This window comes from Xanthomonas sp. WHRI 1810A (genome assembly GCF_040202885.1).
Lineage (GTDB): Bacteria > Pseudomonadota > Gammaproteobacteria > Pseudomonadales > Pseudomonadaceae > Aquipseudomonas.
Genome location: NZ_JBEGED010000004.1, coordinates 192,036 through 215,550, shown reverse-complemented (window position 1 = coordinate 215,550; position 23,515 = coordinate 192,036). Strand labels below are relative to the sequence as shown.

Annotated in this window: 24 protein-coding genes and 1 riboswitch; of the genes, 18 read left to right on the top strand and 6 right to left on the bottom strand. The window is 62.5% G+C overall.

The features are described 5' to 3' along the window. Positions 1-119 precede the first annotated feature (119 nt). From ABQX22_RS08790 to purM, 3 genes are read right to left on the bottom strand one after another with little or no spacing between them, the layout of a single operon-like run. Positions 120-836 carry a DUF3108 domain-containing protein gene (locus tag ABQX22_RS08790; RefSeq protein ID WP_349798522.1) on the bottom strand — a complete coding sequence of 239 codons (717 nt, stop codon included), beginning with the start codon at positions 834-836 and terminating at the stop codon, positions 120-122. Positions 837-854: 18 nt separating this feature from the next. Then, complete coding sequence (gene purN, locus ABQX22_RS08785) at positions 855-1,532, bottom strand: phosphoribosylglycinamide formyltransferase (protein WP_441005255.1); 678 nt, start codon at positions 1,530-1,532, stop codon at positions 855-857. Then, entirely contained in the window at positions 1,532-2,572 is a 1,041-nt protein-coding gene (gene purM, locus ABQX22_RS08780; RefSeq protein ID WP_441005259.1) for a phosphoribosylformylglycinamidine cyclo-ligase, read from the bottom strand. Before purM ends, purN begins: the two co-directional genes overlap by 1 nt. A 324-nt stretch (positions 2,573-2,896) precedes the next feature. Here purM and ABQX22_RS08775 point away from each other — a divergent pair, with 324 nt between their 5' ends. The 6 genes from ABQX22_RS08775 to ABQX22_RS08750 all read left to right on the top strand — a co-directional run bounded on the left by ABQX22_RS08775 (position 2,897) and on the right by ABQX22_RS08750 (position 8,240). Then, positions 2,897-3,988 carry a DUF2066 domain-containing protein gene (locus ABQX22_RS08775; RefSeq protein ID WP_349798518.1) on the top strand — a complete coding sequence of 364 codons (1,092 nt, stop codon included), beginning with the start codon at positions 2,897-2,899 and terminating at the stop codon, positions 3,986-3,988. Between the two features lie 72 nt (positions 3,989-4,060). Continuing rightward, complete coding sequence (locus ABQX22_RS08770; RefSeq protein ID WP_349798516.1) at positions 4,061-5,134, top strand: AI-2E family transporter; 1,074 nt, start codon at positions 4,061-4,063, stop codon at positions 5,132-5,134. 230 nt (positions 5,135-5,364) lie between these two features. Continuing rightward, positions 5,365-6,069, top strand: coding sequence for a DnaA regulatory inactivator Hda (gene hda, locus ABQX22_RS08765; protein ID WP_349798514.1), 705 nt, complete (start codon positions 5,365-5,367; stop codon positions 6,067-6,069). After that, entirely contained in the window at positions 6,066-6,839 is a 774-nt protein-coding gene (locus ABQX22_RS08760) for an NAD-dependent protein deacylase (protein ID WP_349798512.1), read from the top strand. The genes hda and ABQX22_RS08760 overlap by 4 nt, the downstream gene beginning before the upstream one ends. Before the next feature lie 145 nt (positions 6,840-6,984). Then, a complete protein-coding gene (locus tag ABQX22_RS08755) occupies positions 6,985-7,602 on the top strand; it encodes a C40 family peptidase (RefSeq protein WP_349798510.1) in 618 nt (205 codons plus the stop codon). Between the two features lie 98 nt (positions 7,603-7,700). Beyond that, a complete protein-coding gene (locus ABQX22_RS08750) occupies positions 7,701-8,240 on the top strand; it encodes a C40 family peptidase (protein WP_349798508.1) in 540 nt (179 codons plus the stop codon). A gap of 161 nt (positions 8,241-8,401) precedes the next feature. On the opposite strand, the gene ABQX22_RS08745 is transcribed toward ABQX22_RS08750, so the two are convergent. Next, a complete protein-coding gene (locus ABQX22_RS08745; protein WP_349798506.1) occupies positions 8,402-9,745 on the bottom strand; it encodes a PQQ-dependent sugar dehydrogenase in 1,344 nt (447 codons plus the stop codon). Between the two features lie 149 nt (positions 9,746-9,894). Further along, positions 9,895-10,109, top strand: a riboswitch (cobalamin riboswitch). A gap of 111 nt (positions 10,110-10,220) precedes the next feature. Here ABQX22_RS08745 and cobO point away from each other — a divergent pair. The 12 genes from cobO (at position 10,221) to ABQX22_RS08685 (ending at position 21,366) form a co-directional block, all read left to right on the top strand. Next, on the top strand, positions 10,221-10,832 hold the full coding sequence (gene cobO / locus ABQX22_RS08740; protein WP_349798504.1) for a cob(I)yrinic acid a,c-diamide adenosyltransferase: 612 nt from the start codon (positions 10,221-10,223) through the stop codon (positions 10,830-10,832). 10 nt (positions 10,833-10,842) lie between these two features. Then, positions 10,843-12,138: a cobyrinate a,c-diamide synthase gene (locus tag ABQX22_RS08735; RefSeq protein WP_349798502.1), complete on the top strand. Its 1,296-nt coding sequence runs from the start codon at positions 10,843-10,845 to the stop codon at positions 12,136-12,138. Positions 12,139-12,310: 172 nt separating this feature from the next. Then, positions 12,311-12,961 (top strand): 5,6-dimethylbenzimidazole synthase, encoded by a 651-nt coding sequence (gene bluB / locus ABQX22_RS08730; protein ID WP_349798500.1) that lies wholly within the window; start codon positions 12,311-12,313, stop codon positions 12,959-12,961. After that, positions 12,958-13,866 carry an adenosylcobinamide-phosphate synthase CbiB gene (gene cbiB / locus ABQX22_RS08725; protein WP_349798498.1) on the top strand — a complete coding sequence of 303 codons (909 nt, stop codon included), beginning with the start codon at positions 12,958-12,960 and terminating at the stop codon, positions 13,864-13,866. Before bluB ends, cbiB begins: the two co-directional genes overlap by 4 nt. Continuing rightward, the gene (cobD, locus tag ABQX22_RS08720) at positions 13,859-14,863 is read left to right on the top strand and encodes a threonine-phosphate decarboxylase CobD (protein WP_349798496.1); all 1,005 of its coding nucleotides are present in this window, start codon (positions 13,859-13,861) and stop codon (positions 14,861-14,863) included. The genes cbiB and cobD overlap by 8 nt, the downstream gene beginning before the upstream one ends. Beyond that, complete coding sequence (locus tag ABQX22_RS08715; RefSeq protein ID WP_349798494.1) at positions 14,860-16,326, top strand: cobyric acid synthase; 1,467 nt, start codon at positions 14,860-14,862, stop codon at positions 16,324-16,326. Before cobD ends, ABQX22_RS08715 begins: the two co-directional genes overlap by 4 nt. Beyond that, positions 16,326-16,847 carry a bifunctional adenosylcobinamide kinase/adenosylcobinamide-phosphate guanylyltransferase gene (gene cobU, locus ABQX22_RS08710; protein ID WP_349798492.1) on the top strand — a complete coding sequence of 174 codons (522 nt, stop codon included), beginning with the start codon at positions 16,326-16,328 and terminating at the stop codon, positions 16,845-16,847. The genes ABQX22_RS08715 and cobU overlap by 1 nt, the downstream gene beginning before the upstream one ends. Beyond that, a complete protein-coding gene (gene cobT / locus ABQX22_RS08705; protein ID WP_349798490.1) occupies positions 16,844-17,896 on the top strand; it encodes a nicotinate-nucleotide--dimethylbenzimidazole phosphoribosyltransferase in 1,053 nt (350 codons plus the stop codon). The genes cobU and cobT overlap by 4 nt, the downstream gene beginning before the upstream one ends. Continuing rightward, positions 17,893-18,465, top strand: coding sequence for an alpha-ribazole phosphatase family protein (gene cobC / locus ABQX22_RS08700; protein WP_349798489.1), 573 nt, complete (start codon positions 17,893-17,895; stop codon positions 18,463-18,465). Before cobT ends, cobC begins: the two co-directional genes overlap by 4 nt. 1 nt (position 18,466) lies before the next feature. Further along, entirely contained in the window at positions 18,467-19,198 is a 732-nt protein-coding gene (locus ABQX22_RS08695; RefSeq protein ID WP_349798488.1) for an adenosylcobinamide-GDP ribazoletransferase, read from the top strand. A 207-nt stretch (positions 19,199-19,405) separates the two neighbouring features. After that, the gene (locus tag ABQX22_RS08690; protein WP_349798487.1) at positions 19,406-20,614 is read left to right on the top strand and encodes an MFS transporter; all 1,209 of its coding nucleotides are present in this window, start codon (positions 19,406-19,408) and stop codon (positions 20,612-20,614) included. A gap of 200 nt (positions 20,615-20,814) precedes the next feature. After that, entirely contained in the window at positions 20,815-21,366 is a 552-nt protein-coding gene (locus tag ABQX22_RS08685) for a glutathione peroxidase (RefSeq protein WP_349798486.1), read from the top strand. A gap of 204 nt (positions 21,367-21,570) precedes the next feature. Here ABQX22_RS08685 and ABQX22_RS08680 read toward each other — a convergent pair whose 3' ends face one another. Both ABQX22_RS08680 and ABQX22_RS08675 read right to left on the bottom strand, forming a co-directional pair. Continuing rightward, complete coding sequence (locus ABQX22_RS08680; RefSeq protein ID WP_349798485.1) at positions 21,571-22,875, bottom strand: OmpP1/FadL family transporter; 1,305 nt, start codon at positions 22,873-22,875, stop codon at positions 21,571-21,573. A 142-nt stretch (positions 22,876-23,017) separates the two neighbouring features. Further along, positions 23,018-23,506: a hypothetical protein gene (locus tag ABQX22_RS08675; protein ID WP_349798483.1), complete on the bottom strand. Its 489-nt coding sequence runs from the start codon at positions 23,504-23,506 to the stop codon at positions 23,018-23,020. Positions 23,507-23,515: the final 9 nt, after the last annotated feature.

Below are 23,515 nucleotides of genomic sequence, written 5' to 3'. Positions count from 1 at the left end.
GGTGTGTCAGGTACACCGCGTTGCATGATTTCGCGGGCAAGCGCGCTCCTACAGTTCGTCGGGCATAAAAAACCCCGCCAAGTGGCGGGGTTATTGTGAGGCTACATGTTAAAGGCGAATCAGCTGCCCTTCACCGACTTACCGTTAACAGTACCGTCCTGCAGCATGATGTTGTATTCCTTGCCGTCGGTTTCGACCTGTTGCAGGCGAACCAGCAGGTAATCGTAGTCCTTGGCGAACCACATCACGGTGATGCGTTTGTTCTGCGTCGGGTCACGCACGCGCTCTACTTTGATGGCGTCCACCGAACCGACTTTGGTCTCGACTTTCTCGGGACCGAGGACGCGGAAGTCATAGGTGTCGACCTCGTCGCCGTCCACCACCTGATACGTCATGCTCTTTTTGCCGGCCGCCACATCGTGCTGCAGCGCGAGCTGATAGGTGGATTTGTCGAGAAGACCGGCGTTCAGCGGGAGTTTGACCGCGTCGCCACGGTCGCTGCCGGTGACGGATTTGGTGGCCCAGTCGAAGGTCAGGTCCACCACCTTGCTCTTGCCCAGACCGCCACGTTCAAAGTGGTAGGTCTGTGGCAATAAGGCTTCCTTGTCGACCTTGAGGGTGCTGACTTCGGTCAGGCTGGCGATCATCATCGATGCCTTGAAGCTCAGGGTCCAGCTGCCGTTGGCGTTTTTCTCGAGACTGCGCGAAGCGCTGCCGCCGCTCATGGGCAGCTGCTTCCAGTCGGCGGTGTAGCTGGCGGAGAAGGGTTGAAGGTCTGCCGCGTTGACCGCAGGTAGTGCGAGCAGAGCGAAAGCGAAGAGCAAAGCGCGACGCATAATATCTCCCGTTTTAAATTAAATAGCCGGAATCAAGTGGCCGTTGGGCCCCAGTCGCTGCCCATCCAATAATGCACCTTGTTCGCCAAGACTCAATCGGCCTTCGGCGAACCAGCGGATGGCCAGTGGATAAATCTGATGTTCCCGGGCGTGAACCCGTTGCGCCAGTGTGGCGGGTGAATCGCCTGACGCTACCGAAACGACAGCCTGTACGACCAGAGGCCCCCCATCGAGTTCCTCGGTCACAAAGTGCACGCTGCAGCCGTGTTCAGCGTCGCCAGCTTCCAGCACCCGCTGGTGCGTGTGCAAGCCTTTATACAGCGGAAGCAGGGAAGGGTGGATGTTCAGCAGGCGGCCATGGTAGTGACGCACGAAGTTCGGCGTCAGGATGCGCATGAAACCGGCCAGTACCACGAGCCTGGGTTTGAACGCGTCGATCTGCGCGATCAACGCCGCATCGAAGGATTCGCGGCCCTCGTACGCGTTGTGATCCAGCACGCGGGTTTCGATACCGGCCTGCCGCGCACGCTCAAGGCCAAAGGCCTCGGCGCGGTTGGAAATCACTGCACGGATCCGGGCCGGGCCGCCGCTGTCCTGAAAGCTGTCGATTATGGCTTGCAGGTTACCGCCGGCGCCCGACAACAGCACCACGACATCGCAGGTGTCGTGCATCGGCCGAGACATCGCTTCAGGCATCAATGAGCCTTGAGGTTTTTCAGCTCGACTTGGGCCGCGCCCGCCGCAGCGGTGCCGATCTGGCCGATGACCCATGGCTGCTCGCCAGCGTCACGCAAAGCCTTGAGCGACACCTCGACGTGCTCCTGCGCCACGCAAATGACCATGCCGACGCCGCAGTTCAGGACGCGGTGCATCTCGTGCTCGTCGACGTTGCCTTGTTCCTGCAGCCAGTCGAAGACCGCCGGACGGGTCCAGCTGGCCACGTCGACCACCGCCTGGGCGCCTTCGGGCAGTACGCGAGGAATGTTGTCCAGCAGGCCGCCGCCGGTGATGTGGGCCATGGCCTTGACCGCGCCGGTATTCTTGATCAGTTGCAGCACTTGCTTGACGTAAATGCGGGTCGGCGCCATCAGCAGGTCGGTCAACGGCTTGCCGTCGAGCTGGATGGTTTCGATGTCGGCGCCGGAGACTTCGATGATCTTGCGGATAAGCGAGTAGCCGTTGGAGTGCGGGCCGGAGGACGGCAGGGCGATCAGGGCATCGCCGGCCGCGACTTTGGTGCCGTCGATGATGTCGGCTTTTTCCACGACACCGACGCAGAAACCGGCCAGGTCGTAGTCTTCGCCTTCGTACATGCCCGGCATTTCAGCGGTTTCACCACCGACCAGCGAGCAGCCTGCCAGTTCGCAGCCAGCGCCGATGCCGGTGACGACCTGGGTGGCGGTCTCGACGTTCAGTTTGCCGGTGGCGTAGTAATCGAGGAAAAACAGCGGCTCGGCGCCGCACACGATCAGGTCGTTGACGCACATGGCGACCAGGTCGATGCCGATGGTGTCGTGCTTGTTGAGGTTCAGCGCCAGACGCAGCTTGGTGCCGACGCCGTCAGTGCCGGAGACCAGCACGGGCTGCTTGTAACCGGCCGGGATTTCGCAGAGAGCACCGAAGCCCCCCAGGCCGCCCATCACTTCCGGGCGTTTGGTGCGCTTGGCGACGCTCTTGATGCGTTCGACCAGTGCTTCACCGGCGTCGATGTCTACACCGGCGTCTTTGTAGCTCAGGGAGGGTTGCTTGCTCATGATCCAGGCCTTTAGGGGGGATTCGGGATAACGACCGAGAGGGTACGGCGCGTGGCCGCGGTCACAGCCGGTCTGCGAAGGCGCGCGATTTTATCAGGCTTGGGCCGCAGCGGCCATCCTTGGGCCGACGGGCAGGACACCGTGAAGAAAAAATAACCCGTGATTACCCGGCTGACCCGTTCGTCGACAGCTATATAAGGTGTAACTTCACCGCCACAGGGAGCGATTCGGGCCGTGGTGCGGTCTGAATCTCGCCAATCATCTTTATGCAGCCTTTTCAGGGCTGTTTGTTCTCCGGGAATTTTTATGCGTCTACCCCCTGTCATGCGTCTGACCAGCTGCCTGTTCGCAGGCTGCCTGTCGTTGACCAGTCTGCCGAGCTTCGCCGAGACGGTGAACAATCTGTATCAGGTCCGTGAACCCGTCAGCGGACAAACCCCCGATGAGAAAACCCGCGCCACCCAGGCCGCGCTGGAAACCCTGGTGATTCGCCTGACCGGCGACGCCAAGGCCGCGCAAGGTTCGGGGCTGGCCGCCGTGCGCAGTGATCCGCAGCAAATCATCAGCCAGTACGGTTACGAGGCCGGTCCGCTTGAGTCGTTGCTGGTGGATTTCGATCCGGTCAGCACCGACCGCACGTTGCGCGGCGCCGGCTTGTCGCTCTGGGGCAGCAACCGCCCGGTGATCCTGGCGTGGTGGTTGAACGACACCACCGACGGCTCCAACCTGGTGGGTGACGGTCAGGGTGCTGCCGAGCCGCTGCGCCGGGCCGCCCAGCATCGGGGTCTGCCACTGCGTCTGCCGTTGGCGGATTTGAGCGAGCAAGGCATGGGCAACGCCAAGGCGCTGGAAAGCAACGACGTCGGGCCGCTCAAAGGCGCGTCCGAACGTTACGGGTCTGATGCGATTCTGGCGGTGCACGCTGTGGAAAACGGCGGGCAGTGGCAAGGCAAATGGCACCTGTGGCTGGGCGATCAGCGTGAGCAGGGCACCGCCACCGGCACCAGCGCCGACTCCCTGGCCGACGCCGTGTTGCTGGCCGTGACTCAGCGCCTGGCGCCCAAGTTTGTGGTCAAGCCGGGCGCATCGTCCGGCCTCGCTCTGGAAGTGCAGGGCATGACCCTTGAGCATTACGCGCAGCTTGGACGCTTGCTGGAACCGTTTGGTGGGCGCCTGAAGTCGGTGACCGGTGATCGCGTGGTCTTCGACGTGACAGGCAGTCCGGATCAGTTGCGCTCGCAACTGGCGCTGGCCAAATTGCAGGAAGTCCCGGCTGACCAGGTGCCACCCGCGCCGGTCACGCCAGAACAGGCACCGGCACCGGGCGCGACACCCGCCGCTCAGCCTGCACCCGTGATTCAGCCGGTTTCTGCGCCGCAACTGCACTTTCGCTGGTAGCGGTGTTCATAACGACGTTGTAAAAAAGAGCATTTATTTCAGGCCACGCATTATGTGGCGCTAGGGGCGGTAATGACTGATACGCGTCGTTGGTTCTGGATCGGTGGGGTTGTCCTGCTGTGTCTGTTTATATTCTTGCTGCATGCGATCCTTACGCCGTTTCTGGTGGCGCTGCTGCTGGCGTACATGGGTGACCCGCTGGCCGACCGCCTGGAAAAACTCGGGTTGTCGCGCACCCTCAGCGTGGTCTCGGTGTTCGTGGTGTTCACCCTGATCATGATGGGTCTGCTGCTGGTGCTGGTCCCGATGCTCGCCAAGCAGTTGTATCGACTGTATGAACTGGCGCCGCAGATTCTTGACTGGTTGCAGCACACGGCGCTGCCCTGGACGCAGGCAAAACTCGGCCTGGCGGACGGTTTCTGGAAGTTCGACAAGGTCAAGGCGGCCATCTCCGAACACATGGGCCAGACGGGCGACATCGTCGGCATCATCCTGGCGCAAGCCACCACCTCGACCCTGGCGTTGATCGGCTGGTTGACCAACCTGGTGCTGATCCCGGTGGTGTGCTTCTACCTGCTGCGGGACTGGGACGTGATGATGGCCAAGGTGCGTAGCCTGTTGCCGCGTCACAAGGAAAGCAAAATCGTCGCCCTGGCAGCGGAATGCCACGAGGTACTGGGCGCCTTCATCCGTGGCCAGTTGCTGGTGATGGTTGCGCTGGGCTTCATATATGCCGCCGGCCTGATGCTGGTGGGGCTTGAACTGGGGCTGCTGATCGGCGTGATTGCCGGCCTGGCCGCGATCGTGCCGTACATGGGCTTCGTGATCGGCATCGGTTCGGCGATCATCGCCGGCTTCTTCCAGTTCGGTGGCGATTTGTACCCGATGCTGGGAATTGTCGCGGTGTTCATGGTCGGTCAGGCCCTGGAAGGCATGGTCCTGACGCCATTGCTGGTGGGCGACCGGATCGGTCTGCACCCGGTGGCGGTGATCTTCGCGATTCTGGCGGGGGGCGAGCTGTTCGGCTTCACCGGCATCCTGCTGGCGCTGCCGGTGGCGGCGGTGATCATGGTGCTGGTGCGCCATATTCACGACGTCTACAAGGATTCGGATATCTACGGCGGCATGGAAGATCCGAAGTTGTAGCGGCTGATCGGGCCGCGACCTTTCACCCGCCCACGGGCGCCTGGATATTCAATCCATGCGCCTTTTTTATGGCTGCTAATCCGCCTGAAATCCAACCCTGCCGCGTGACCCGCGCAAGCCTTTGATTTTGCAGGCAGTGTGCCGCATTGTGCGGTCCGGCCCACGGGTATAAACTTTGCGCACTTTTCACAGAGGCCCCTTGGCGGCTCATCATGAGCCGTTCAGCCAGCATGAAACCAATTCAGCTGCCCCTGAGTGTGCGTCTGCGTGATGACGCCACCTTCGTCAATTACTATCCAGGCGCCAATGCCGCAGCACTCGGCTATGTCGAGCGGCTGTGCGAAGCCGACGCCGGGTGGACCGAAAGCCTGATCTACCTCTGGGGCAAGAACGGCGTAGGGCGCACCCACCTGCTGCAAGCCGCCTGCCTGCGTTTTGAGCAACTGGGCGAGCCCGCTGTCTATCTCCCGCTGGCTGAAGTGCTTGATGAAGGCGTCGAGCTGTTCGATCACCTTGAGCAATACGAGCTGGTCTGCCTGGACGACCTCCAGGTCATCGTCGGCAAGCCGGAATGGGAAGAGGCCTTGTTCCACTTGTTCAACCGGCTGCGAGACAGCGGTCGTCGCCTGTTGATTGCCGCGTCCTGTTCGCCCCGTGAACTGCCGGTGAAACTGGCGGACCTGAAATCCCGCCTGACCATGGCGCTGGTGTTCCAGATGCGGCTGCTGTCGGACGAAGAAAAACTGCGGGCCCTGCAGTTGCGCGCCTCGCGCCGTGGCCTGCACCTTACCGATGAGGTCGGCCACTTCATCCTGACCCGTGGCACCCGCAGCATGAGCGCGTTGTTCGATTTGCTCGAGCAGCTCGACCAGGCCTCCTTGCAGGCCCAGCGCAAGCTGACCATTCCTTTCCTGAAAGAGACCCTCGGCTGGTGATTGCCGGCGTCGATCCTGCGTTGGTGCTGCAGACGGCGGCAGCGCTGCGTCATGCCGACCGGATTCTGATCATCACCGGTGCCGGGCTGTCGGCAGATTCGGGGCTGCCCACCTATCGCGGTGTGGGCGGGCTCTACAACGGTCACACCGGCGACGGACTGCCCATCGAAATGGCGCTGTCCGGGCCCATGCTGCGCCGCGACCCGGCCCTGTGCTGGAAGTACATTGCCCAATTAGGCAGCGCTTGCCTCGGCGGACGGCCCAATGAGGCGCACTATGCCATCGCACAACTGCAGCAGCGTAAGCCCGATTGCTGGGTACTGACGCAAAACGTCGATGGTTACCACAGGGCGGCAGGCAGTTCGTCGGATCGTTTGATTGAGATTCACGGACAGCTGTCGCCGCTGTACTGTCAGACTTGTGGCGTCAAGGATCCGCACTTGAGCCAGCATTTACAGGGGCCTCTGCCCCCTCTGTGCGCAATATGCCATGGGATTTTGCGACCACCGGTGGTGCTTTTCGAGGAAATCTTGCCAGAAATGGCACTGAAAATGCTCAACGAAGAGATGGCGAAGGGCTTCGATGCGGTTATAAGCATTGGCACCACTGCCAGCTTTCCGTATATTCACGAGCCGATGCTGCGCACGAGGGTATCCGGGGGCTTTACTGCCGAGATAAACCCCTCGCAAACCGATCATTCCGCACAAATGGACGTGTTCCTGAAGTGCCGGGCCTTAGATGTGATGAGCGACATCGTAAGTCACATTTGATTCGATTGAATTTGCAAATGGGTTTGATAGAAGGCATAGTCTCGGCTTCTTTACCTTATTTCCCACGGTCGTGTTCATGCTCAATCGCTTAGCACCCCTCGTGCCTCTCGCACTCGTTACCCTCTTGTTCGGCTGCGCGGCTCAGATGCCAGCGTCGCAACAACAGGTTCAACACCAGAACCTCCAGAATTCGATCACTGCGCAATCCGCCGTTCAACGCGCCGATTACGCCTCCGTGCTGCAAGACGAAATCGCAACCGAAGATGAACTCGCCCAGTTTGCCGACAGCAAACCGTACCGTTTGCCGGCCTTGGCCGACAGCATCCTCGAACGCGGCAAATCCTTGATCGGCACCCGCTACCGTTTCGGTGGCACCTCGACTTCTTCAGGCTTTGATTGCAGCGGCTTTATCGGTTACCTCTTTCGCGAAGAGGCTGGCATGAGCCTGCCGCGTTCCACGCGCGAAATGATCAACGTCGATGCGCCACTGATCAAACGCAACGATCTCAAGCCGGGCGATCTGCTGTTCTTCAGCACCGCCGGCCGGGGTCGGGTCAGTCACGCCGGCATTTACCTGGGTGATGACCAGTTCATCCACTCCAGCAGCCGGCGCAGTGGCGGTGTCCGGGTAGACAGCCTGGACGATGCGTACTGGTCCAGAACGTTCATCGAAGCCAAGCGCGCGCTGGCCATGGCACCTGCTCAGGGGCCTACCACCACGACCGCGATGACCTCGACTACACTCAAGCGCCAACACCGTTAATACCGGGCGCATGGCGGGGAAACCCGGGCTCATGCGCATTTCCGGGTCCCGGCGTTGGCAGGGACTTAGGCCGCATCCCGTCACAGGTTGTTGTGTTTATGTCGTTTACGGTACGCCTGATTGTCATTTCTTTGGCTGCGTTGCTGGCTGCATGCGCCAGCAATCCGCCGCCTGCGCCTAAACGGGTTGCTCCCCGGCCTGTTGTGGTTTCCGTTCCCTCCGATTTTCCTTCGCCGATGGCTGATGACGTGCTGGTCCGCGCTATCGGGCTGGTGGGCACGCCCTATCGCTGGGGCGGCAATACCCCTGATTCCGGTTTTGATTGCAGTGGCTTGATTGCGTACGTCTACCGCAACGCGACGGGCATCAGTTTGCCGCGTTCGACCCGCGAAATGATTACGTTGCGTGGCCCGAACATCAATCGCAGCCAGTTGCAGACCGGCGATCTGGTGTTCTTCGCCACCGGCGGTGGCTCCAATGTCAGTCACGCGGGGATTTACGTGGGGGAAGGGCGGTTCGTGCATGCGCCGGCCACCGGCGGCACGGTCAAGCTCGACAGCCTGGACAAACCCTATTGGCAGAAAGCCTGGCTCAACGCCAAGCGTGTGATCCAGCCTTCGAGCCTGGCGCGGCAGTAGCCTCGGCGGCAGTCGGGCAGTGGGAGGGAGCTTGCTCGCGATCATATTGATCGTTCCCATGCTCTGCGTGGGAACGCCGTTGATGACGCTCCGCGTCATGGGACGCGGAGCGTCCGCAGATGCATTCCCACGCAGAGCGTGGGAACGATCCCTTCAACGAGTTACGGCTTGACCGCTGCCTGCGCAGTCTTCGCCGCCGTCACCCGCCAGATCTTGTTCCCCACATCATCCGCCACCAGCAGACCACCGTTGTTGTCGTTGATCACGCCGACCGGGCGGCCCTGGGCTTTTTCGTCCGAACTCAGGAAGCCTGTCAGCAGATCAACCGGTGTGCCGCTCGGCTTGCCATTCTTGAACGGTACGAACAACACTTTGTAGCCACTGTACGGTTTGCGGTTCCACGAGCCGTGCTGACCGATGAACAGCCCTTCGGTGAACGGCGCCGGCAGGGTTTTCCCGTCAGCAAACGTCAGGCCCAGGGAGGCGGTGTGCGGACCCACGGCGAAATCCGGGGCGATGGCCTTGGCCACCAGGTCTGGATTTTGTGGCGTCACGCGCACGTCCACGTGCTGGCCGTAATAGCTGAACGGCCAGCCATAGAAAGCACCGTCCTTCACGGACGTCACGTAATCGGGGACCAGATCGCTGCCAATCTCGTCACGCTCGTTGACGGCCGTCCACAACGCGCCGGTGTTCGGTTCCCACGCCATCCCGTTGGGATTGCGCAGGCCCGAGGCAAAAATCCGGTGCGAGCCGGTGGCCGGGTCCACTTCCCAAATCGCCGCGCGGCCTTCTTCCTTGTCCAGGCCGTTCTCGCCGACGTTACTGTTGGAACCGACGGTGACGTAGAGCTTGGTCCCGTCCTTGCTGGCGATGACGTTCTTGGTCCAGTGATGGTTGAGCGTGCCACCCGGCAGATCGACAACCTTGGTGGGCTGGCCGCTGATGGACGTCTGGCCGGACTCGTAGTTGAAGCTGATCAGGCGGTCGGTGTCGGCCACATAAAACTTGTTGCCCACCAGCGCCATGCCGAACGGCGAGTTGAGGTTTTGCAGAAACACCGTGCGGGTTTCAGCGACACCGTCGTGGTCCTTGTCGCGCAGCAGGGTGATGCGGTTCGGGCTGGGAACGCCGGCACCGGCACGGCCCATGACTTTTTCCATGACCCAGCCGCGAATGCCTTTGCCATCATCGGGCTTGGGCGGGGAATTGGTTTCGGCCACCAGCACGTCACCGTTGGGCAGCACGTACAGCCAGCGCGGGTGGTCCAGGCCTTCAGCGAAGGCGGCGACCTGGGTGCCCGGCGCGGCAGTGGGTTTGGCGCCGGCGGCCCAGCCCACGGCAGGGGCGATGTTCACGGTCGGGATCAGGGTCTTGTTGGGTTCAGGTAGCTTGGGGGAGGTCCCCATGCCGTCACTGACCTGCAGTTTCGAGGATTCGCCGCAGGCGGCAAGGCCCCCGGCGACCAGCAGAACCAAAGCAACTTGAGGTCTGAGCTTGAACATCGTCGATCTCCATTTCGTAGGCAGTTGGTATTTTTATGTACCTAGGTAGAGACACCTTACGCCGCTTAGTTTCAACCGATAGGCCAAGTGCGGGCTGGATGCGCGGATCAGGCGCAGCGTCGATTGACGCTCATACCTCAACCCTCTACCCTTCGCCCCTTGTTTCAGGTGCCCTTCGGACCAGTCTCGACAGGGTGAAACAGGGAAGCCGGTGAGAACGTTGAATTCGATCCCGGCGCTGCCTCCGCAACGGTAAATGAGAAAAAGCCACGCACGATGCCACTGTGCTCACTGAGCATGGGAAGGCGCATGGCCCGACGTATCGCTCATGAGTCCGGAGACCGGCCTGATCCAATTCCACAGCATCACGGAGGGCGATGCTCTGCGCCGCGGTCCGCCTTGAAGGGCGCCGTGTTGCCAGTGCCTGCTCGTGCGCTCCGTCTGCGTTTTACCTGCCCTCAAGCGGAGAGCTGAGATGAGCGAAACCCCCGAACGTGACGAACGCCACCTGGCGCGGATGCTGCGCAAAAAGGCCGTGATGGATGAGCGCATTGCCAGCGCCCCCAATGAATGCGGGCTGCTGCTGGTGCTGACCGGCAACGGCAAAGGCAAAAGCAGTTCGGCGTTCGGCATGCTCGCCCGCGCCATGGGCCACGGCATGCAGTGCGGCGTGGTGCAGTTCATCAAGGGCCGCAACAGCACCGGCGAGGAGCTGTTTTTCCGCCGCTTCCCCGAGCAAGTGCGTTATCACGTCATGGGCGAGGGCTTTACCTGGGAAACCCAGGATCGCCAGCGCGACATCGCCGCCGCCGAATCCGCGTGGGGCGTGACCCAGGACATGCTGCGTGACCCCGGTATCGGCCTGGTGATCCTCGACGAACTCAACATCGCCCTCAAGCACGGCTACCTGGATCTGGAGCAAGTGCTTGCCGACCTGCAGGCGCGTCCGCCGATGCAGCACGTGGTGGTCACCGGCCGTGGCGCCAAGCAGGAACTGATCGACCTGTCGGACACGGTGTCGGACATCAGCGTGGTCAAGCACGCGTTCCAGTCCGGCATTCGCGCGCAGAAGGGTATTGAACTGTGAGTGAGTGTTCATGAGTCAGGCCAGGCACTGCCCGGCGGTACTGATTGCCGCGCCTGCCTCCGGGCAGGGCAAGACCACGGTGACCGCCGCGCTCGCCCGTTTGCACCGCAATCAGGGGCGTAAGGTCCGTGTGTTCAAATGCGGTCCGGATTTTCTTGACCCGATGATCCTCGAACGCGCCAGCGGCAACCCGGTTTACCAGCTGGACATGTGGATGGTGGGCGAGGACGAAAGCCGACGCCTGTTGTGGGAAGCCGCCGCGGACGCTGACCTGATTCTGATCGAGGGCGTGATGGGGCTGTTCGACGGCACGCCGTCCAGCGCGGACCTTGCCCGACGTTTCGGCGTGCCGGTGCTGGGCGTTATCGACGGCACGGCCATGGCCCAGACCTTCGGCGCGCTGGCGTTGGGCCTGGCGCGCTATCAGCCGGATCTGCCGTTTGCCGGCGTGCTGGCCAACCGGGTCGGCACCGTACGTCACGCGCAACTATTGGAGGGCAGCCTTACCGAAGGCCTGCGCTGGTACGGCGCGTTGTCCCGGGAAACCGGTATCGAACTGCCGAGCCGCCATCTGGGTCTGGTGCAAGCCAGCGAATTGAACGATCTCGATGTGCGCCTCGACTCGGCGGCTAATGCCCTGGCCAGCACCTGCGAAGTCGCGTTGCCGCCCGCCGTTACCTTCGAAGCCCCTGAGTTCGTGGCCGCAGAACGCTTGCTCGAAGGCGTGCGCATCGCCATCGCCCACGACGAGGCCTTTGCGTTCATGTACGGCGCCAGCCTCGACCTGCTGCGGGCCATGGGCGCCGAGTTGTTGTTTTTCTCGCCCATTCGCGATCAACGCTTGCCGGATGCCGACAGCCTGTATCTGCCGGGTGGCTACCCCGAGCTGCACCACGTGGCGCTGGGGGAAAACACCCCCATGATTGAAGCGATTCGCCAGCACCATGCCGACGGCAAGCCGCTGTTGGCCGAATGCGGCGGGATGTTGTACCTGCTCGACGCCCTGACCGACGTCGACGGCCAGCGCGCTGAACTGGTCGGCTTGCTCGGCGGCGAGGCGGTGATGCAAAAGCGTCTGGCGGCCCTGGCCCTGCAAAACGTCGACCTGCCCGAAGGCACGTTGCGTGGCCATACCTATCATCATTCCCTGACCAGCACCGAGCTGCAGCCCATTGCCCGAGGCGTGAGCCCCAATGGCGGGCGCGGCGCCGAAGCGGTGTACCGCGTCGGCCGGATGACCGCGTCCTACGTGCACTTCTATTTCCCCTCCAACCCCCAGGCGGTGGCGGCGCTGTTTTTGCCATGAGCGATTCAAGCTGCAAGACAACTACCGTGGGAGCGGACCTGTCCGCGAAGACTGAGGCTCAGACGCTGCAAATGCATTGGATTGACTGGCCTCTTCGCGGACAGGTCCGCTCCCACAGGAGTCCGTGCCTGCAGTTGAACCTGCGAAGGACGGTCATGGTTCGGTGGCAAGCATGACCGACCACGCCTTCACCCCCGACGAACGCGCAGCGGTCTACCGCGCCATCGCCGAACGCCGGGACATGCGTCACTTCATCGGCGGCACGGTGGCACCCGAATTGCTGGCGCGGTTGCTGGAAGCGGGGCACCACGCGCCGAGCGTGGGCCTGATGCAGCCGTGGCGCTTCATTCGCATCAGCGACCCGCACCTGCGCCAACGCATTCAGGCCCAGGTCGAACAAGAGCGCATTCGCACCGCCGAAGCGCTGGGCGAGCGGGCGGACAACTTCATGAAGCTCAAGGTCGAAGGCATCAGCGATTGCGCCGAGGTGCTGGTCGCGGCGCTGATGGACGATCGCGAGAAACACATCTTCGGCCGTCGCACCCTGCCGGAAATGGACATGGCTTCGCTGTCCTGCGCGATCCAGAACATCTGGCTCGCCGCCCGCGCCGAAGGGCTGGGCATGGGCTGGGTCTCGCTGTTCGACCCGCAGGCCCTGGCTGACCTGCTGGGCATGCCGGCCGGTGCCAAGCCGCTGGCCATTCTGTGCCTGGGCCCGGTCGCCGAATTCTATCCACAGCCGATGCTGGTGATGGAAGGCTGGGCCCAGGCGCGGCCGCTCACTGAACTGATTTACGAAAACAGCTGGGGAGAGCATCCATGAGCGTGGCGTTGTTGAGCATCGCCGGGGTCGCGCTGGATGCGCTGCTGGGCGAGCCGAAGCGACACCATCCGCTGGTGGCGTTCGGACGTTTTGCCGAGCGTATCGAGCGCCGGTTGAATGCGGCCGGCCGAGGCTGGCGCAGTCATGGCGTCACGGCCTGGTTCATCGCCGTGATCCCGCTCACCCTGTTGGCCACGCTGCTAAGCGGGCTGCCTTACATTGGCGTGTTCGTGGAAGTCGCCGCGTTGTATTGCGCGCTGGGCCTGCGCAGCCTGGGCGAACACGTGGAACCAGTGGCCCAGGCCTTGCGCGCCGATGATTTGGATGAGGCACGGCATCGGGTCGGTTATCTGGTCAGTCGCCAGACCACCGAACTGGACCGCACCGAAGTCGCCCGGGCGGCCACCGAGTCCGTGCTGGAAAACGGCAGTGACGCGGTGTTCGCCGCGATCTTCTGGTTCGTGCTGTTCGGCGCCCCGGGCGTGGTGTTGTACCGGCTGAGCAATACGCTGGACGCCATGTGGGGTTACCGCAATGAGCGCTTCGAACGCTTCGGCTGGGCAGCGGCAAAAATCGACGATCTGCTTAACTACATTCCAGCACGACTGGTGGCGCTGACCTACGCACTGCTCGGCAAGACCCGACTGGCGTTGCGTTGCTGGCGAACCCAGGCGCCCAAGTGGGACAGCCCCAATGCTGGGCCGGTCATGGCCGCAGGCGCTGGCGCGCTGGGCGTCGAACTGGGCGGTGCCGCGATCTATCACGGCGAATTGCACCAGCGGCCGCAACTGGGCGAAGGCGCCCCGGCCGATGCCGACTCGATTGATCGTGGTTGGCAGCTGGTGCAGCGTGGTGTCTGGTTATGGCTGTTGATGCTGTGCGCAGGAGCTTACTTTTATGCTTGAACACGGCGGTCGATTACGCGGCGCGGTGGCTACCTACGGGATCGCCGAAGCCGACTGGCTGGACCTCTCCAGCGGCATTTCGCCCTGGGCGTGGCCGATCCCGGAGATCGCGCCGTCTGCCTGGGCGCGTCTGCCGGAAACCAACGACGGTCTCGAGCTGGCGGCCTGCGACTACTACGGTGCACCCCACGCCTTGCCGGTGCCCGGTTCCCAGGCCGCGATCCAGGCCCTGCCGCGGCTGCGTCATTCGGGCAAGGTCGGCGTGCTGTCGCCCTGTTACGCCGAACATGCCGAGGCCTGGCGCAACAATGGATTCCTGGTGCGCGAGGTGCTGGAACACGAAGTCGATCGCTTCATCGATTCCCTCGACGTGCTGGTGGTGGTCAACCCCAACAACCCCACGGGTTTGAGCCTGTCCCCCGAACGTCTGCTGGACTGGCACGCCAAGCTGGCCGAGCACGGCGGCTGGCTGGTAGTGGACGAAGCGTTCATGGACAACACGCCGGCGCTGAGCCTGGCGGGCAAGTCGGATCGGGTCGGGCTGATCATCCTGCGTTCGTTCGGCAAATTCTTCGGACTGGCCGGGGTGCGCCTCGGCTTCGTGCTGGCCGAGGAACGGTTTCTCAAGGTTCTCGCCAAACAGATCGGGCCTTGGGCGGTGAACGGTCCTACGCGATGGCTGGGACAAGTCTGCCTCAACGACGTTGAAGGTCATCGTCGGCAACAGGAACGCACGGGCAACGCCAGTCAGCGTCTGGTTGCGCTATTGACCCGATACGGCCTGGCGCCGCAGGGCGGATGCGCGCTGTTTCAGTGGCTGATAACCCCCGACGCCGTGGCGTTGTACGAATGTTGCGCCCGGCGCGGGATTTTGCTGCGGCTGTTCCAGAACGAAGGCCCGCACAACAACAGCCTGCGTTTCGGCCTGCCCCGGGAAGAAGCCGACTGGCAGCGACTTGAAACGGCGCTTCACGCGTTTTCGAGGCAAGCCCCATGACCGGCAAAACGCTGATGGTGCAGGGCACCACGTCCGACGCGGGCAAAAGCACACTGGTGACGGCTTTGTGCCGCTGGCTGACCCGGCAAGGCGTCAACACCGTGCCGTTCAAACCGCAGAACATGGCGCTCAACAGCGCCGTCACCGCAGACGGCGGCGAGATCGGCCGGGCGCAGGCGGTGCAGGCCCAGGCCTGTGGGCTGGTGCCGCACACGGACATGAACCCGGTGTTGCTCAAACCCAACAGCGACACCGGCTCGCAAGTGATCATTCATGGCCGCGCCGTCACCACCATGAACGCCGTCGCGTATCACGACTACAAAGCCATCGCCATGCAAGCGGTGCTTGAATCCCATCAACGGCTGAGCGACGCGTATTCGGTGGTTATGGTCGAAGGCGCGGGGTCGCCGGCCGAGATCAACCTGCGCGCCGGTGACATCGCCAACATGGGCTTTGCCGAAGCGGTGGATTGCCCCGTGTTGCTGGTGGCCGACATCAATCGCGGCGGGGTGTTTGCGCATCTGGTCGGGACCCTTGAATTGCTGTCGCCCAGCGAGCAGGCGCGGGTCAAGGGCTTCATCATCAACCGGTTTCGCGGCGACATTGCGTTGCTGCAACCGGGGCTGGACTGGCTCGAACAGCGCACCGGCAAACCGGTGGTGGGCGTGCTGCCGTACGTGATGGACCTGCACCTGGAGGCCGAAGACGGCCTCGACCAGCGCCAGACCGACAAGGCGGAGCGCGTGCTGGACGTCATCGTTCCGGTGTTGCCGCGCATCAGCAACCACACCGATTTCGATCCGCTGCGCCTGCATCCGCAGGTGAATCTGCAATTCATCGGGCCGGGCCAGGCCATTCCGGCCGCCGATCTGATCATTCTGCCGGGCTCGAAAAGCGTGCGCAGCGACCTGGCGTTTCTACGCAAGAACGGCTGGGACACTGCCATCAGCCGGCACCTGCGCTACGGCGGCAACGTCATGGGCATCTGTGGCGGCCTGCAAATGCTCGGCGCGCAGTTGCACGATCCGCTAGGGCTGGAAGGTGACGCCGGTTCAAGCCCGGGCCTGGGTCTGCTGGACCTGAACACGGTGCTGGAGGAAGAGAAGCAGCTGCGCAATGTGCGGGGCCGTCTAACCCTTGAAGGTGCCGAAGTCAGCGGCTACGAAATTCATGCGGGCGTCACCTCCGGCCCGGCGCTGGAAACGCCTGCGGTGCTGCTCGACGACGGCCGATGCGATGGCGCGCAGAGTGCGGACGGGCAGATTCTCGGCACCTACCTGCACGGCCTGTTCGAAACCCCCGCCGCTTGCAGCGCGTTGCTGCGTTGGGCCGGGCTGTCGGACGTGCAGGCGGTGGATTACCACGCGCTGCGCGAACGCGACATCGAGCGCCTGGCTGATCTGGTGGAAAATCATCTGGACCTTGCGCTGCTGCGCTCACTCTGTGGACTGGATGCTCACTGATGCTGCAATTGATTCTGGGCGGCGCACGCTCCGGTAAAAGCCGTCTGGCGGAAAGACTGGCGAACGACACCGGTCTTGATGTCATTTATATAGCCACCAGCCAGCCGCTGGATGGCGAGATGAACCAGCGCGTGGCCCTTCATCGTCAGCGACGTCCCTTGCATTGGGGCCTGATCGAAGAACCCCTCGAACTCGCCCGGGTGCTGAAAGACAACGCGCACGACGGCCGTTGTCTGTTGGTCGATTGCCTGACCCTGTGGCTGACCAACCTGCTGATGCTCGACGACCCCCAACACCTGAGCCAGGCGCGCGACGCGCTGCTGGACAGCCTGGCGACACTGCCGGGCGAGATCATTTTTGTCAGCAACGAGACCGGGATGGGCGTCGTGCCCCTCGGTGAGCTGACCCGCCGTTACGTCGATGAAGCCGGTTGGCTGCATCAAGCGCTGGCTGAGCAATGCCAGCGCGTGGTGCTGACCGTTGCCGGATTGCCGATGACCCTGAAAGGACCCGCGTTATGAGTAATGTCTGGTGGCTGGCGCCTGCCCTGGAAGTGGACGCCCACAGCCGCGAAGAAGCACTCGCCCGGCAACAGCAACTGACCAAACCCACCGGCTCACTGGGCCAGCTGGAACGCGTGGCGGTGCAGCTCGCCGGGTTGCAAGGGCGGATCAAGCCCCACGTCGACAGCATCTGGATCGCGATTTTTGCCGGCGATCACGGGGTGGTGGCCGAAGGTGTGTCGGCCTATCCGCAGGCCGTCACCGGGCAGATGCTGCACAACTTTGTCATGGGCGGCGCCGCCATCAGCGTGCTCGCCCGGCAGTTGTCCGCGCAGCTGGATGTGGTGGACCTGGGCACCGTGTCGCCGTTGAACCTGCCCGGCGTGGTGCACCTGAACATCGGCGCGGGCACGGCGAATTTTGCCAAGGGCCCGGCCATGACCCACGAACAAGGTCTGCTGGCCCTGCAAGGCGGCCGTGACAGCGTGCTGCGCGCCAAAGCAGCGGGGGCGCAGTTGTTCATCGGCGGCGAGATGGGCATCGGCAATACCACCGCCGCAAGCGCCATGGCCTGCGCGTTGCTGGGGTGTCCGGCGGTGCAGATGGTCGGCCCCGGCACCGGCCTTGATCCCCACGGCATCAGCCACAAGGCGCAGGTGATCGAACGCGCCCTGGCGCTGCATGCCGATCAGGCGGGTGATCCGCTGGGCATTCTGTTTTGTCTGGGCGGGTTCGAGATCGCGGCATTGGTGGGTGCTTATCTGGCCAGCGCCCAGGAAGGCATTGCGGTGCTGGTGGACGGTTTTATCTGCACGGTGGCGGCCCTGGTGGCGGTGCACCTGAACCCGGCCTGTCGCCCGTGGTTGTTCTTTGCCCATCGCGGCGCCGAGCCCGGCCATCGCCATGTGCTGGAAGCGCTGGACGCCGAACCCTTGCTGGATCTGGGCCTGCGCCTGGGCGAGGGCAGTGGCGCGGCGTTGGCGGTGCCGCTGTTGCGCCTGGCCTGCGAGCTGCATAACGGCATGGCGACCTTCGAGGAAGCGGCCGTGGCCGACCGTCCGGCATGAGCCTGCGCCTGGATCTGCTGCGCCACGGTGAAACCGAACTGGGCGGCGGCTTGCGTGGCAGTCTCGACGATGCGCTGACCGACACCGGCTGGCAGCAAATGCGTTCGGCAGTCAGTGAGGCCGGGCCGTGGGACCGGATCATCAGCTCGCCGTTGCAGCGTTGCGCCCGATTTTCCGAAGAGCTGGCGACCCGCCTGAATCTGCCCTTGCAGCTTGAGCCGGCGTTGCAAGAGCTGCATTTTGGTGACTGGGAAGGGCACAGCGCGGCGCAGTTGATGGAGACCGACGCCGACGGGCTTGGTCTGTTCTGGGCCGATCCTTACGCGTTTACGCCGCCCAACGGGGAGCCGGTAACGGCGTTTTCCCACCGGGTGCTCGGTGCTATCGACCGTTTGCAGCGGGCTCACAACGGCGAGCGATTGCTGCTGGTCAGCCACGGCGGCGTGATGCGATTGCTGCTGGCCCAGGCGCGCGGCTTGCCACGCGAGCAGTTGCTGCAGGTCGAGGCCGGCCATGGCAGCGTGTTCACGCTAGAGGTGGCGGCCGACTGCCAGTTGACGGAGGTTTAACATGTTGCCGTTCTGGATTGCCCTGCAGTTTCTCTCAAGCTTTCCCATCCGCTTGCCGGGGATGCCAACCCCTGAGCAAACCGGGCGCTCGCTGCTGTTTTATCCGGTGGTGGGCCTGGTGTTCGGCATAGTGCTGATGGCGTTCAGCGCACTGTTGCACGGCGCGCCATTGCTGTTGCATGCCGCCTTGGTGCTGGCGGCGTGGGTCATGCTCAGCGGCGGTTTGCATCTTGATGGGCTGGCCGACAGCGCGGATGCCTGGCTCGGCGGTTTCGGTGATCGCGAGCGCACCCTGACGATCATGAAAGACCCACGCAGTGGACCGATAGCGGTGGTCACGCTGGTGGTGGTGCTGTTGCTGAAATTCGCCGCCCTTGTTGCGCTGATCCAACAGCAGCACAGCATCGGATTGCTGCTGGCGCCGGTGATCGGACGGGCCGCGCTGCTGGGGTTGTTCCTGCACACGCCTTACGTGCGCAAAGGCGGATTGGGTCAGGCGCTGGCCGATCATCTGCCCCGGCGTGTGAGTCAGCAGGTGTTGTTGGCGGTAGCGATGGGTTCGCTGTTGGTGGGCGGGTCTTCAGGGCTGGTGGCATTGCTGGTGGCCGTTGTGGGTTATGTCTGGCTGCGGCAGGTGATGATGCGTCGGTTAGGCGGCACCACCGGCGACACTGCCGGCGCGATGCTGGAGTTGCTGGAAGTGGCTGTGCTTATTGCGCTCGCCCTTATCTGACCCCACCCCTGTAGGCGCGAACGTGTTCGCGAAGCGTCCTGTGAGGCAACTCCGGATAGTGCCTTCGCCAACACGTTGGCTCCTGCCGGTTTTTCGTTTGTCGCATTCATTGACATGTTCAACACGCAAGGCGTAATTTTCCGAAACTTCTGAACTGCGGGTATATCCGCCTATTCCTTCTACGGTCTGTGTGCCGGGAGAACAATAATGACGTCGGTATGGCGCACCAGTGGGTGGATTCTTTTCGGCAGCGCATTGATCCTGGCGCTGTCCCTCGGCACACGCCACGGTTTCGGGCTGTTCCTGCCGCCCATGAGTGCCCAGTTCGGCTGGGGGCGCGAGGTGTTTGCGTTCGCCATTGCCTTCCAGAACCTGATCTGGGGCTTGGCGCAACCTTTCGCAGGGGCATTGGCGGACCGCTTCGGCGCAGCAAAAGTGGTGTTTGTCGGCGGGGTTCTGTATGCCGCCGGCCTGATGTGCATGAGCCTGGCGGATTCGCCATTGAGCCTGTCCCTCAGCGCCGGGTTGTTGATCGGCATCGGCCTGTCGGGCACCTCGTTTTCGGTCATTCTCGGGGTGGTCGGTCGTGCGTTGCCGGCGGAAAAACGCAGCATGGGCATGGGGATCGCCAGTGCGGCGGGCTCGTTCGGGCAGTTTGCGATGCTGCCCGGTACCCTCGGGCTGATCGGCTGGTTGGGCTGGTCCATGGCGCTGCTGGCGCTGGGTCTGCTGGTGGCGTTAATCCTGCCGCTGGTGGCCATGCTCAAGGACACACCGCTGCCCATGGTCGAGGGCCAGCAAACCCTGCGCGAAGCCCTGCATGAGGCCTGCACCCATTCCGGTTTCTGGTTGCTTGCCTTCGGCTTTTTCGTGTGCGGGTTCCAGGTGGTGTTCATCGGTATCCACCTGCCGGCCTACCTGGTGGACCAGCACCTGCCCGCCAAAGTCGGCACCACGGTGCTGGCGCTGATTGGCCTGTTCAACATCTTCGGCACTTACATCGCGGGCTGGCTGGGCGGGCGGATGTCCAAACCGCGGCTGCTCACGGCCCTGTACCTGTTGCGCGCGGTGGTGATCGCGCTGTTCCTGTGGATACCGTTGACCGAAACCACGGCCTACCTGTTCGGCGTGACCATGGGGCTGTTGTGGCTGTCCACCGTGCCGCTCACCAATGGCACCGTCGCGACGCTGTTCGGCGTGCGCAACCTGTCGATGCTCGGCGGGATTGTGTTCCTGTTTCATCAGTTGGGCGCGTTTCTGGGCGGATGGCTGGGTGGCGTCGTGTATGACCGCACTGGCAATTACGACCTGATCTGGCAGGTCTCGATCCTGCTCAGCCTTATGGCGGCGGCCCTGAACTGGCCGGTGCGTGAGCGGCCCGTTGCGCGGTTGCAGGTTGCGCAGGGGGCGTTGTGATCAGGCTTGTGCCGTGGGTAGGAGGCGCCGTTATTGGCGCCGCTTTGCTTGCGGCTGCGTGGTGGGGCTGGCAACACGTCGGCCTGCCGGCCTTGCAACTTGGCATGGGTGCCTGCTGAAACCGCCGCAGCGGTGTGTCTAGGCATCGGCAGCCCCATGGAGTAGCGTGTCGTCAGACACTAATTGCGAGGGAGGCTGCCATGAGAGTTCGCTGGATTGCTGGGCCGTTGCTGTTGCTAGCCATGAGTGGTGCAGCCCTGGCTGCCGATTGCCCGCCGTTGTTGCAGGGCGAGTTGCAAAAATTGCGCGCCAAACAGAACATCGACCTGTGCAAGCAGTTCGCCGGCAAGCCGCTGGTGGTGGTCAATACCGCAAGCTTCTGCGGCTTCGCGCCCCAATTCAAAGGGCTCGAAGCGTTGAATCAGCGTTTCAAGGGGCAGGGGCTGGAAGTCCTCGGCGTGCCATCGGATGACTTCAAGCAGGAGTCCAACGATGCGGCCGAGACTGCCAAGGTCTGCTACGTCAATTATGGGGTGACCTTCACCATGACCGAGCCGCAGCCGGTTCGGGGTGATGACGCCACGCACCTGTTCAAAGTGCTGGCGGAACAGAGCAACCCGCCGCGCTGGAATTTCTATAAATACGTGGTGGACCGCAAGGGCAACGTCATCGCCAGTTTCGGCAGCATCACCACGCCGGATGATCCTGAGTTGATTGCGGCGGTGGAAAAGGCGATTGCTTCGAAGCCTTGATCGAGTGGAATGCAACCCTGTAGGAGCGCGCTCGCCCGCGATTGCGTTCTGCCTGCACCAGATTCGTTGAATGACACGACGCAATCGCGGGCAAGCGCGCTCCTACATAGAGGATGGCTGACATAAAAAAACCCCGCAGCCATCGCTGGCTGCGGGGTTTTTCGCGTCTGGCGAACGGGGTTTCAGCCCGCCCCGCCCACCGCATCAGAAGCGGTAGGTCAGGCCCAGGCCGAAGCCGTTGGCGCTGTTGTCATACTTGGCGTTATAGGTGTTGCCCAAAGCGTTGACACGGTTGACGTTGACCTTCTCTTCGTCCAGGTAGGAGTAGGCCAGGTCGACAGTCATGTCTTCCGTTGGACTCCAGCCAGCGCCGATGCTGAAGATCGTGCGGTCACCCGTTGGAATGCGTGGCGAACGATCGGTGTTGTTGGTCGGCGACTGGTCCCAGGTCAGACCGGTACGCAATACCCACTGCTTGTTGAGCTGGTAAGAGGTGCCGATGGCGTAGGCCCAGGTGTCGTGCCAGTTTTGTTCTTCGTTGATGGTGCCGACCAGTTGTGGCGCCGCTGCGCCGCCACCTGCGGTAAAACCAGAGTTTTCGACCGTAATAGCTTTCAAGCGGCTCCAGCGGGTCCAGGTGCTGCCTGCATACAGCTTCCAATCGTCAGTCACCTTTTGAGTGACCGAGAAATCTACGGATTCAGGTGTATCGATACTGAGCTTGGCGTCGTAGCGGCCAGCACCTAAGAGAGGCGCGGGAACGCCTGCGCCCGGTCTAACTTCAGTGTGTCCTTCGAGCTTGTAGGTCACTTTGGAATGGTAAGTAAGGCCTAAATTGGTCGTATCGGTTGCCTGGACCATCAGGCCGATGTTGTAGCCGTAGCCAACGTCATCGCCCTTAACCTGAACGCGTCCGTCACCGGAAGGTCTGCCGGTTATCGGCAGCGTGAGGCCGCTTACGTTCAATGCAGATTCCAGCACGCCCGAAATGCGGTTGATGGTAGGACCAAAACCGATGGAAACCTTGTCGTTGAAGGCGTAGCTGACCGTCGGCTGGAAGGTGATGACCTTCACTTGGCTCTTGCTGCCGAAATTGCGGCCCTGGAAGCTGTCTTCGTAATCTGTGATCAACCCGAATGGCGCGTACACGCCCAGGCCGAATGCCCAGTGGTCGTCGATTGGGTTGACGTAGAAACCCATTGGCACCGACGTAAACGGCACCATGTCGCCGTCGTTGGTACCTGCGGCACGGCCGCTGGCATCGGAAATATCGGTTTTGGCATCAATGGCGGCGACGCCAACGGTGACTTGTTGGCGCTTGATGCGGGACATGCCGGCAGGGTTGCCGAACACGATGCTGGCATCATCGACGGAAGAGGAGCGGCCGGCGAAACCGGTGCCCATGCCGCTGATACTTTGTTCGTTGAGGGCGAAGCCGGAAGCGAAGAGTTGGGTGGAGGCAAGTGTTACGGCAAGACTGAGGCTGGTTTTGATCATTACTTTTTTCATTATTAGAACTCCTTGTTGATCACCGCGCGAAAATTACCAACATTTTCCACATCGCGCTATAGGCTGGATCACCCGCTTTAGAGCTCTTTTTGTAGGACAATCCCAAAAAAATGCCGCCATCTCCAGCGAAACTGCCAAGTCACTAAATGGCCGATGCGGCTCGGTACAAGGGGCTGACCGAGGTTTGCCAGGCAGTGGTGAAATCTTTTAGCTGTCCGTGGGGCTGAAATATCTGGCGCCAAATTCGCGCCATGCCCAGCAAATCATGCTCGGCAGGCAGTGGCAGCCGACTGGCTTCGACCATCAGCCAGGCAATGGCGGTGGCGTAGCGCAGGTTGACCGTGAGCTCCAGATCGGGACCGGTCAGAAAGGCATGCTGGCTGGCCAGACCCCGGACCAGGCTCGCCAGGTCAGGGTCCTTGGCCAGATATTCGTCCCAGACGCGCCAGTGCAGGGTATCGGTGATGCTGTAAAGCCCATGACCGCGCTGGCTGTTCAGTTCCGCACCCAATGCAGACTGGATGGCGGCAACGCCCACCAGGAACAGTTCGGCATTGGGATTGTCGCGCCCGAGGTAGATCAGCGTCGGGCGGATCACGTATCGGCACAATTCACTGGCGGCGATGCCCATAACACCCTC